The 10,767-nt window shown below is 69.8% G+C and carries 11 protein-coding genes; 10 read left to right on the forward strand and 1 reads right to left on the reverse strand.

Annotated elements, in window-relative coordinates; all coding sequences use genetic code 11:
- Positions 1–118 precede the first annotated feature (118 nt).
- Positions 119–1,330: a 2-octaprenyl-6-methoxyphenyl hydroxylase gene (ubiH, locus tag K0M70_RS14945; RefSeq protein ID WP_290783291.1), complete on the reverse strand. Its 1,212-nt coding sequence runs from the start codon at positions 1,328–1,330 to the stop codon at positions 119–121.
- A 99-nt stretch (positions 1,331–1,429) separates the two neighbouring features.
- Here ubiH and K0M70_RS14950 point away from each other — a divergent pair, with 99 nt between their 5' ends.
- The 10 genes from K0M70_RS14950 (at position 1,430) to K0M70_RS14995 (ending at position 10,712) form a co-directional block, all read left to right on the forward strand.
- Positions 1,430–2,020, forward strand: coding sequence for a hypothetical protein (locus K0M70_RS14950; protein ID WP_290783292.1), 591 nt, complete (start codon positions 1,430–1,432; stop codon positions 2,018–2,020).
- A 7-nt stretch (positions 2,021–2,027) separates the two neighbouring features.
- Positions 2,028–2,582 (forward strand): cob(I)yrinic acid a,c-diamide adenosyltransferase, encoded by a 555-nt coding sequence (locus tag K0M70_RS14955; protein ID WP_290783294.1) that lies wholly within the window; start codon positions 2,028–2,030, stop codon positions 2,580–2,582.
- Between the two features lie 2 nt (positions 2,583–2,584).
- Entirely contained in the window at positions 2,585–3,496 is a 912-nt protein-coding gene (locus K0M70_RS14960; RefSeq protein ID WP_290783296.1) for a histone deacetylase family protein, read from the forward strand.
- A gap of 69 nt (positions 3,497–3,565) precedes the next feature.
- Positions 3,566–5,797 carry an LPS assembly protein LptD gene (gene lptD, locus K0M70_RS14965; RefSeq protein WP_290783297.1) on the forward strand — a complete coding sequence of 744 codons (2,232 nt, stop codon included), beginning with the start codon at positions 3,566–3,568 and terminating at the stop codon, positions 5,795–5,797.
- A 39-nt stretch (positions 5,798–5,836) separates the two neighbouring features.
- On the forward strand, positions 5,837–7,147 hold the full coding sequence (locus tag K0M70_RS14970; protein WP_290783299.1) for a peptidylprolyl isomerase: 1,311 nt from the start codon (positions 5,837–5,839) through the stop codon (positions 7,145–7,147).
- Positions 7,148–7,152: 5 nt separating this feature from the next.
- The gene (pdxA, locus tag K0M70_RS14975; protein ID WP_290783302.1) at positions 7,153–8,124 is read left to right on the forward strand and encodes a 4-hydroxythreonine-4-phosphate dehydrogenase PdxA; all 972 of its coding nucleotides are present in this window, start codon (positions 7,153–7,155) and stop codon (positions 8,122–8,124) included.
- Positions 8,121–8,933 (forward strand): 16S rRNA (adenine(1518)-N(6)/adenine(1519)-N(6))-dimethyltransferase RsmA, encoded by an 813-nt coding sequence (gene rsmA / locus K0M70_RS14980; RefSeq protein ID WP_290783304.1) that lies wholly within the window; start codon positions 8,121–8,123, stop codon positions 8,931–8,933. Before pdxA ends, rsmA begins: the two co-directional genes overlap by 4 nt.
- A gap of 10 nt (positions 8,934–8,943) precedes the next feature.
- Positions 8,944–9,324: a Co2+/Mg2+ efflux protein ApaG gene (gene apaG, locus K0M70_RS14985; protein WP_290783306.1), complete on the forward strand. Its 381-nt coding sequence runs from the start codon at positions 8,944–8,946 to the stop codon at positions 9,322–9,324.
- A gap of 1 nt (position 9,325) precedes the next feature.
- On the forward strand, positions 9,326–10,171 hold the full coding sequence (locus K0M70_RS14990) for a symmetrical bis(5'-nucleosyl)-tetraphosphatase (RefSeq protein WP_290783308.1): 846 nt from the start codon (positions 9,326–9,328) through the stop codon (positions 10,169–10,171).
- 76 nt (positions 10,172–10,247) lie between these two features.
- Positions 10,248–10,712, forward strand: coding sequence for a hypothetical protein (locus K0M70_RS14995; RefSeq protein ID WP_290783310.1), 465 nt, complete (start codon positions 10,248–10,250; stop codon positions 10,710–10,712).
- Positions 10,713–10,767: the final 55 nt, after the last annotated feature.

Genomic DNA, 10,767 nt, shown 5'->3' on the forward strand with positions numbered 1-10,767 from the left:
GGGGGGGCGGGGGTCTCACCCCGCCCCGGCGGGTGCGGGCGGGGGGGCGGGGCCTGGGGGGGGGCGGGCCGTACCTCGCCGGCACCCACCACCACCTGGTCCCGTTGCTCGGGCCGACTCATGCGGGGCCCCGCGACAGCGCCGGCACCTGGCCCCGGAAGCCCATCGCACCCGACACCAACGGAGCGGCCAGGCCGGGCACGTGGCCCAGGGCCAGCAGCCCCAGTGAACGCAGCACGTGCATGGGGAAAGACCCGTTCGCCGTGGCGCGCGCCATGCCGTCGCTGAAAGCCAGCGTCCGCTCGCGGTCTTCGCGGCGCCGGGCAGCGTAGTCGGTCAGCAGCGCGGGCGCTCCGGGATCGTCGCCCGCCAGCACCTCGGCCAGCGTCAGCGCATCACGCAGGCCCAGGTTGAAACCCTGCGCGCCGATCGGATGGATGGTCTGGGCAGCATTGCCCATCAGCACGCAGCGCAGCGAGGTTGTCTGCGCGGCCACGCGGCGCATGATCGGGTAGCCGCTGCGTGTGCCGGCGCGCAGCAGGCGGCCGGCGCGCCAGCCGAAGCGGCGCTGGAAATAGTCGAGATAGTCGCTGTCATCCAAGGCCAGCACGCGCGCGGCATCCTCGCGCGCCACGCCGCAGATGGCCCCGTAGTGACCCCCGGCCATCGGCAGCAGCGCCACCGGGCCGTCATCCGTGAATCGCTCGTACGCGGTGCCGTCCGGCACCCGGTCGGCGGCGATGCTGCACACCACCAGGGTCTGGCCGTAGTCGTGTTCATCCGTGCCGATGCCGAAGGCGTCGCGGGCCATCGACCGCGTGCCGTCGGCCGCCACCAGCAGGCGCGTGCGCAGGCGACGGATCTCGCCGGCCTGCTCCAGTTCCACCACCGGGCCGTCGGCGTGCGGCTGCACCGTCAGCACCTTGGCGGGCCGGTAGCGCACCAGTCCCGCTGCCGAAGCCAGCCTGGACTCCAGCGCCAGGCCCAGCTCGCGCGCCAGCACGACACCACCGAAGGCTTCACGGCCGTGATCGGCCGCGGCCAGGCGCACCGCGCCCAAGTCGCCGGCACGGCTGACGTGGATGCGACGGATCGGCGTTGGCGCCGTGGCCAGCCGGGGCAGCACGTCCAGAGCCTGCAGCGCGTTCAGACTGGCGAGGGCCAAGGCCAGCTTGCGTTCGTCGAATCCCGGGGCGCCTTCCTGCGCTTGACTTGCTTCCACCTGGGCCACGCGCCAAGGGCTGCCGTCGAGCGCGCAGGCCAGGGAGCTGCCCACCAGGCCGCCACCGAGGATGAGGATGTCGTGATCGAAGCCGTCTTCTGGAGCCATGGCGCCATGATACGCCGGTGGCGGATGACGGCCACGCATGGCCCGCTGGGGCCACAGTTCCGCTAAAATGAAATCCTGACCTCACGTGAAGCCGCCCCCATGACCCTGGACCTTCGTTCGCGCGCCGCCATCTTCGTCGGGCTCGCCGCACTCATGGCCGCGACCCGCATGAATCATTTCGGCGCCATCCCCGACGCGTCCTGGGCAGTGTTCTTCATCGCCGGCTTCTATCTGCGCGGCAGCGTGCGCTGGGCGTTCCCCGCCCTGATGGCCATCGCGGTGGCCGTGGACTATGCGGTGATCACCGGCACCGGCCAGAGCTTCTGGAGCCACTACTGCATGTCGCCGGGCTACTGGTTCCTGGTGCCCGCCCACCTGTCCATGTGGCTGGCCGGCAGCCTGCTGCGCCGCCATCACCGCATCAGCCCCGTGAACGCGCTGGGCCTGCTGCTGGTGTCGGTGTTCGCCGGCGTGGCGGCCTGCCATCTGTTTGCGCAGGGCGGTTTCTACTGGCTCAGCGACACCGTGGCCGACCCCACCGTCGCCGGCTGGGCCCGCAACTACGCCGACTGGTTCCTGCCCTACCTGCGCACGGCCGGCATCTATGTCGCGCTGGCGGCCGTTGTACATGTCGCGCTCGCACCGCTGCTGCGGCCCGAGCGGCGCGCGGCGGACACCACCCACTCCTGAGATCGCCATGGGCAACCGACTGTCGAAGATCTACACCCGCACTGGCGATGACGGCAGCACCGGACTCGGCGACGGCTCACGGGTTTCCAAAGACTCGGCGCGGGTCACCGCCTATGGCACCGTGGACGAGGCCAACTCGGCCATTGGCATGGTGCTGGCCTGCGACATCCCCGACGCCGTTCGCACGGTGCTGGTGTCGGTGCAGCACCAGATGTTCGACCTGGGCGGCGAGCTTTGCATCCCCGGCCACGCGGCCATCTTCGATACCGACATCCAGCGCCTGGAAGACCAGCTGGACGACTTCAACGCCGACCTGCCGCCGCTGAAGGACTTCATCCTGCCCGGTGGTGGCATGGCCGCGGCGCAGTGCCACCTGGCGCGCACCATCTGCCGGCGCGCCGCGCGCGAATCGGTCACGCTGTCGCACCACGACGCAGTTCGCCCCGAAGCCATCCGCTACCTCAACCGCCTGTCCGACCTGCTGTTCGTGCTGGCCCGCGTGCTGGCCCGCGCCAGCGGCCACGGTGAAGTGATCTGGAACCACGAGCGCCGGAAAGTCTGAAGGTGCTGCTTTATACCCATCCCGCCTGCCTGGCGCACGATGCCGGAGCCGGGCATCCCGAGTGCCCGGCCAGGCTGGAAGCGGTGCTGCACGCGGTTCGTGCCGCCTTCCCCCTGCTGCCCTGGCGCGAGGCGCCGCGGGCGTCACGCGATGCACTGCTGCGGGTGCACACCCGCGACCTGGTCGAGCGCCTGCTGGACACGCCCATCGATGGCCGCCTGCGCCTGGACGAGGACACGGCGATGTCGCTGGACTCGCCCGAAGCGGCGCTGCGTGCCGCCGGGGCCGGCATCGCCGCCGTGGACGCCGTGATGGCGTCTGAACACACCCAGGCCTTCTGCGCCGTGCGCCCGCCGGGCCACCACTCCACCGGTGCGGTGGCCATGGGCTTTTGCCTGTTCAACTCGGTGGCGGTGGCGGCGGCCCACGCCGTTTACCAGCATGGTCTTCAGCGGGTGGTGATCGTCGACTTCGATGTGCACCATGGCAACGGCAGCCAGGACATCTTCGCCAGAGACGAGCGCGTCATGTACGCCAGCTCGCACCAGTCACCGCTGTACCCCAATTCAGGCCAGCCCGACGAGGTCGGCGTGGGCAACCTGGCCAACGCACCGCTGGCGCCCGGCGCCGGCAGCGAAGCCTTCCGGCACGCTTGGCGCGAGATCCTGCTGCCGCGCATCGAGGCCTTCCGCCCGCAGCTGGTGCTGGTGTCGGCGGGCTTCGACGGCCATCGCCTCGACCCGCTGGCCGACCTGGTGCTGGAAGCCGGCGACTACCGCTGGCTGAGCGCTGAACTCGCCGCACTGGCGCGGCGCCACGCCGATGGCCGGCTGGTGTCGCTGCTGGAAGGTGGCTACAGCCTGACCGCACTGCGCGCCTGCAGCGTCGCCCACCTGGAAGGCCTGGTGGGCTGAGCGGTGGGTTCGTGTTGCCCCGCTTGGCGCCATGGGCCAAGCTATCGTGTCTTTTCCCGGGATGCCTCCGTGCACCGTCCAGCCCTTCGCCTGCTTCCCCTGTGCCTGGCCATTGCCTGCGCCGCGCACGCCCGCGGGGCCCACGCCCAGCAAGCCGCCCCGGCCACCTGGGAACTTTGCCCGGATGCGCAGACCCTGCCGATGTTCCGGCCGCTGTCGAACGCCGTGTCGCCCGCCGACGGCACGCTGCTGCCCACCGACGTCAACGGCGAAAGCATCGACATCAGCCAGCGCGACACCACCGTGCTTTCGGGCAACGTCGAACTACTGCGGGGCGACCAGTGGCTGGGTACGGACCAATTGACGTACCTGCATGAAAGCGAGCGTTTCCACACCGACGGCCCGGTGAAGTACCAGGACGACGGCCTGCGCTTCACCGCCGACCGGGCCGAGGGCGACCAGAAAGCCGACCTGATGCGGCTGCAGAACGTGCGCTACCAGTTCAACCAGAACCTGGGCAACGGCACCGCCGAAAGCCTGACCCTGGTCGGCAAGACCGGCACGATGCAGGCCGGCACCTACTCCACCTGCCCGCCAGGCCAGCGGCAGTGGGAATTCACCGCCAGCCGTATCGACGTGGACCAGGAAAACGCCGTCGGCACCGCGCGCAACGCCACCCTCCGCCTGGGCGGCGTCCCCGTGCTGTGGCTGCCCTACGTACGCTTTCCCACCGACGACCGTCGGCGCACCGGCCTGCTGGCACCCACGCTGGGACGCGACGACCGCAACGGCTTTGAGTACGAACAGCCGGTCTACCTCAACCTGGCCCCGAACTATGACGCCACCCTCAGGCCGCGCTGGCTTTCCAAGCGCGGGCTGATGCTGGGCGGCGAGTTCCGCTACCTCACGCCGGGCAGCATCGGCGTGCTGGACGTCAACTGGCTGCCCGACGACGACGTCACCGGGCGCGACCGCGGCCTGGCCAGCTTCCAGCACCGCACGTCGCTGGGCCCGCAGTGGTACGCCAGTGCCAACCTCAACCACGTCAGCGACGACCGCTATTTCGAGGATTTCGGTGACTCGCTCGCCACGTCGTCGGTGCCGCTGCTGGCCAGCGACGCCGGTTTCTACGGGCGTGGCCTGGGCTGGACGGCCAGCCTGTCGGCGCAATCGTGGCAGATCGCCAACCCCATCGTGATCCCGGGCACCGAACCCTACCGCCGCCTGCCCGCGGCGCAGGCCGCGTGGGCCCGCCCGTTCGCGCCCTGGTTCGAACTGGGTGCCACCGCCGAGGCGGTGCGTTTCCAGCATGAAACCCTGGACGGCGGCGAGCGCGTGGACATCAAGCCCTTCGTGCGGCTGCCGTTCGGCGGCGCGGCGTGGTTCCTCACGCCCGAGATCGCCTGGCGCTACACCGCCTATTCGCTGGAAGATTCGCTGGTGCCGCCGGGTGGCGACGCCAGCCCCAGCCGCAGCGTGCCGGTGATGAGCCTGGACGCCGGCGCCTTCCTGGAGCGCGACTTCCAGTGGAGCGAGCGCAGCCTGCTGCAGACGCTCGAGCCGCGCCTTTATTACCTGCGGGTGCCCTACCGCGACCAGGACGACCTGCCCCTGTTCGACACCCAGCCGCTGACCTTCGGCTGGCCGGGCCTGTTCCGCGACAACCGCTTTTCCGGCGCCGACCGCCAGGGCGATGCCGACCAGGTCACGCTGGCCCTCACCAGCCGCATCCTGGACGCCGCCGATGGCCGGGAGCTGGTCAGCGGCAGCATTGGCCGCATCCACTACTTCGACGCGCCGCGGGTCACCGTCCCGGGCGCGCCACCGCTGGCGGACAACGGCTCGGCCTGGGTGGCCGAAGCCAACATCGCCCTGAGTTCGCGCTGGTCGCTGGGCCTGGCCCAGCAGTGGGACCCGGACACCGAACGCACGGTGCTGTCGGCCGTTCGCAGCCAGTGGCGCTTTGGCAACGGCGGCCTGGTCAACGGCGCCTACCGGTATCGCGCCGACCTGCTCGAACAGACCGACGTGTCCTTCGCGCTGCCGATCAACCAGAACTGGCGCCTGATGGGCCGCTGGAACTATTCCCTGCGCGACAACCAGACCCTGGAGGCGCTCGCCGGCTTCGAATGGAAGAGCTGCTGCGTCGCTGTGCGGCTGTTGGGTAGGCAGTACATCCGTGAATTCGGCGGTGACCGCACCACGGGCATTTATCTTGAGCTGGAGCTGAACGGCCTTGGCGGACTGGGCCGCAACACGGCCCGTTTGCTTGATGATGCTATCCTTGATTATTCCCGTTGAACCCATGGCGCCGGCCTCGGCGCCGGAGCCACGAACCCCATGAAAATCGCCGTTTCCGCCGCCCTGGCTGGCCTGCTTGCCCTGTCGTCCGTGCTGCCGGCCACGGCCCGCGCCCAGGACACCGTCCCGGTGGACGCCATCGTTGCCGTGGTCGACGAGGACGTCATCCTGCGCAGCGAGCTCGACCGCGCCGTCAACACCATCCTCGGCCAGTACGCCAGCCAGCCCGAGCAGCTGCCGCCGCGCGACGTGCTCGAGCGCCAGGTGCTTGACCGCCTGGTGCTGATGCGCCTGCAGCTCTCGCGCGCCCAGGAAACCGGCATCCGCGTCAGCGACGCCGAGCTTGAGCAGGCCGCCCAGAGCGTCGCCTCGCGCAACCGCCTCACCATGGACCAGCTGCGCCAGCGCCTGGTGGCCGATGGCCTGGGCTACGACGAGTTCCGCGTCTCGCTGCGCGAAGAAATGACCATCGAGCGCCTGCGCCAGCGCTACATCCAGTCGCGCGTGCAGGTCAGCGAGGCCGAGATCGACCAGCTGCTTGCCGTGCGCGAAGTGGGCGGCCCGGAAATCCGGCTGGCCAACATCGTCGTGGCCGTGCCCGACGGCGCCACCGCCGAACAGATCGCCACCGCACAGCAGAAGATCTCCGGCGTGCGTGACGTCATCGCCAAGGGCGAGCTGACCTTCAGCGCGGCGGCCATCCGCTATTCCGATGCGCAGAATGCCCTGGAAGGCGGCGACATCGGCTGGCGCGCGTTCGACGCCATCCCGCCGGCCTTCGCCGGCATGCTGCAGTCCATGCAGCCCGGCGACATCACCGAGCCGGTGCGCGGTCCCAATGGCTTCCAGATCCTGCAGCTGGTGGAAACCCGCGACGCCGGCCGGCAGACCATCACCGAATTCAACGCCCAGGGCGTGCTGGTGCGCGTCACCCCGACCGTGCCCGCCGAAGCGGCGCGCCAGAAGGTCGAGGCGCTGCACGCCAGGCTGGCGGCGGGCGAGGACTTCGCCACCGTGGCGCGCGCCGACTCCGACGACACCCTGACGCGCGCCGACGGCGGCGACATGGGCTGGTTCGCCGTCAACGCCTGGGGCAACGCCATCGGCAACCAGCTGCAGTCGCTGGCCGACGGCCAGCTGTCGCAGCCTTTCCAGAGCGAGGTGGGCTGGCACATCGTCCGGCGCCTGGGCACTCGCGAACAGGACGTTACCGAACAGAACCGCCGCAACCAGGCCCGCGAGATCATCGCCCAGCGCAAGGCCGAGGAAGAGTTCGAACGCTACCTGCGCCAGCTTCGTTCGGAAGCGTATTTCGACAGCAGGCTGGCGGCACCCGCCGCGGCCTCCTGATCCCGATGCGTCCGCGGCTGGCCCTGGTTCCTGGTGAGCCGGCCGGCATCGGTCCCGAGCTGTGCGTGCGCCTGGCGCACCGCGGCTGCGCCGCCAACCTGGTGGCCTATGCCGATCCGGACGCCCTGCTGGCCGCCGCCGCCGCCATCGGCATGACGCTGCGGCTGCGCGACCCGCACCAGCCCTGTGGGCCCGGCGAACTGGCGCTGCACCCCGTGCCGCAGCCACGCCCCACCCGCTTCGGCCATGCCGACCCTGAAAATGCGGCCGCCGTGGTGCGGGCACTGCACGAAGCCGGCGCCGCCTGCCTGTCGGGTGAGTGCCAGGGCCTGGTGACCGGGCCGGTGCACAAAGCTTCGATCAACGACGGCGGCATTCCCTACTCCGGCACCACTGAATTGCTGGCGGCACAGGCCGGTACCGACGTGGTGATGATGCTGGCCAACCCGACCCTGCGGGTGGCCCTGGCCACCACGCATCTGCCGCTGCGCGCGGTGGCCGACGCCATCACGGCGGCCGGACTCACGCGCACCCTGCAGGTGCTGCACGCGGCGCTGGTGCGCGACTTCGGCCTGGCCGCGCCGCGCATCGCCGTGCTGGGCCTGAACCCTCATGCCGGCGAAGACGGCCATCTGGGCTTTGAAGAAATCGACACCCTGATTCCCGCGATGCAGGCGCTACGCGCACAGGGCATGGACCTCATCGGCCCACTGCCCGCCGACACCGCCTTCCTGCCGCAAAAGCTTGCCGGCTTCGACGTCGTGCTGGCCATGTACCACGACCAGGGTTTGCCGGTGCTCAAACACTCCGGCTTCGAGAACGCGGTGAACATCACCCTGGGCCTGCCCTACCCACGCGTGGCCGTGGACCATGGCACCGCGCTGGAACTGGCGGGCCGTGGCGTGGCCGACCCGTCCAGCCTTTTCGCCGCCGCCGATCTGTGCGCCCAACTCGGCGCACGCAGGAAACCAGCATGAGCAGCTTCAAGGCGCCGCCCAAGAAAAACCTCGGCCAGCACTTCCTCACCGACCGCAGCATCATCGACCAGATCGTGCGGGCGGTGAATCCCAAGCCGGGCGACCGGCTGGTCGAGATCGGCCCCGGCCAGGGCGCCATCACCTTCCCGCTGCTGCGCAAGCACGGCGAGCTGACGGTGATCGAGTTCGACCGCGACCTGATCACGCCGCTGATGGAAGCGGCCGAAGGCGTGGGCCAGCTGACCATCATCCACAAGGACGTGCTGCAGGTGGATTTCAGCAAGCTGGCTGGCGACGAAGGCCCGCTGCGCCTGGTGGGCAACCTGCCCTACAACATCTCTTCGCCCATCCTGTTCCATGCGCTGGACCACGCCGACGCGGTGCTGGACATGCACTTCATGCTGCAGAAGGAAGTGGTGGACCGCATGGCCTCCGAGCCGGGCAGCAAGGTGTACGGCCGCCTGAGCGTGATGCTGCAGGCTTATTGCACCGTCACGTCGCTGTTCGACGTGCCGCCGGCCTCGTTCCGGCCGCCGCCGAAGGTGGACTCGTCCGTGGTGCGGCTGGTGCCCAAGCCCGCCGACCAGATCGGCATCGCCGACCGCGTGCTGTTCGAGCGCGTGGTGCGCGAAGCCTTCGGCCAGCGCCGAAAGACCCTGCGCAATGCGCTGCAGCTCACCTGCAGCGGTGCCGACATCGAAGCCGCCGGCCTGCGCCCCGACGCGCGCGCCGAGCAGCTGCAGGTGTCGGAGTTCGTGCAGCTGGCCGCGCACCTGGGTTCACTGACCGTTGGCGGCGCGTCCGCGTAGAATGCCGGGCATGGGAACGCCGCTGCACGCCATCCAGGTGATCGTCACCACGCGCTACCTCGAGGACCAGTCCATCCCCGGGGACGACCGCTATGTGTTCGCCTACACCATCCGCATCCACAACCTGGGCGAAGTGGCCGCGCAGCTGGTCAGCCGCCACTGGGTGATCACCGACGCCAACGGCAAGGTGCAGGAAGTGCGCGGCGACGGCGTGGTCGGGGAACAGCCCTGGCTGCAGCCCGGCCAGCATTTCGAGTACACCTCGGGCACCGTGCTGGAAACCGCGCTGGGCACCATGCGCGGCAGCTACCAGATGGTGGCCGAAGACGGCACCGCCTTCGACGCGATGATCGACCCCTTCACCCTTTCCATCCCGCGGACCCTGCACTGACGTGGCCACCTACGCGATCGGCGACGTCCAGGGCTGCTACGACTCACTGCAGCGGCTTCTGGAAAAAATCCGCTTCGATCCCGCGCAGGACCGGCTGTGGTTCTGCGGCGACCTGGTCAACCGCGGCGGGCAGTCGCTGGAAACACTGCGGCTGATCCACTCGCTGGCCATCCACAGCACCGTGGTGCTGGGCAACCACGACCTGTCGCTGTTGGCCATTTCCACCCGGCGCGAGGCCGACCAGCGCAAAGTCAACGCAGACCTGCAGCGCGTGCTGTTCGCCGAAGACGGCGAGATCCTGATCAGCTGGCTGCGCCGGCAGAAGCTTTTCCACGTCGACCGCACCCTCGGTTTCGCGATGGTGCATGCGGGGCTGGCGCCGAAATGGACCCTGACCCTGGCCGAGGCCCGCGCCCGCGAGGTCGAGGAAAAACTGCAGGGCGATGGCTTCTTCAAGCTGGCCAAGAACATGTACGGCGACAAGCCGGCCTGGTCGCCCAAGCTCAACGGCGTAGACCGCCACCGCGCGATCATCAATGTCTTTACCCGCATGCGCTACTGCACGCCCGCAGGCCGCATCGGCTTCGAGGACAAGGGCCGCCCGGGCACGCAGAAGCCCGGCATGTACCCTTGGTTCGAAGTTCCCGGCCACGCGCCGCGGGAGCTGCCGGTGGTGTTCGGGCACTGGTCCACGCTGGGCCTGTTCATGGGCCTGGGCGTGTACGGCATCGACACCGGTGCGGTCTGGGGCGGCAAGCTCACCGCCATGCAGCTGGGGCCCGAGCTGCGCCTGCACCAGGTGGCCGGACGCGACCCGCCCGACGCGACCCAGCGCGGCGACGACTGAGCGAGCCCGGGTTTAGTGCCGACCCTCGGTCCGACCGGGGTATCCTCGAATTCCTGACTTCAAGGAGGCTGACCCCATGTTTCGACTGATGATCGCGCTGCTACTGACCCTGGGGCTGACCGGCCCCGCCTTCGCCCAGTCCGCCGGTGACGGCGGCCAGGCCCGGATGAACGAGCTCCGCGCGGCGCTGGCGCCGGGCAAACAGATCTTCATCGCCCGCCAGATGAACATGACGCCGGCCGAAGAGGCTGGATTCTGGCCCATCTACGACGAACACCAGGCGGGGCTGGCCGAACTGGCCACCCGCCGCCGCGAGAACTTCGCCGCACTGGCCGCCGCCACCGACGCCATGGACGAGGACGACGCCGAGGACCTGGCCAGCGACGCGCTGGCCATCGCCGCCGACGAAGCCCGCCTGTTCGACCGCACCCATGGCCGGATGAGCCGGGCCGTGTCGCAGGCAAAAGCGCTCAAGTACCTGGGGCTGGAGCTCAAGCTGGCGGCGCTGGCCCGCTACGAAGCGGCGGCCGTGCTGCCCTGAGCCTCAGCGGGCCGCCGGCGCCATGCGCCGGTAGTCCACGAATTCGAAGGCGTGC

Source organism: Arenimonas sp., assembly GCF_019459675.1.
In the GTDB taxonomy this organism is placed as follows: Bacteria; Pseudomonadota; Gammaproteobacteria; order Xanthomonadales; family Xanthomonadaceae; genus Arenimonas.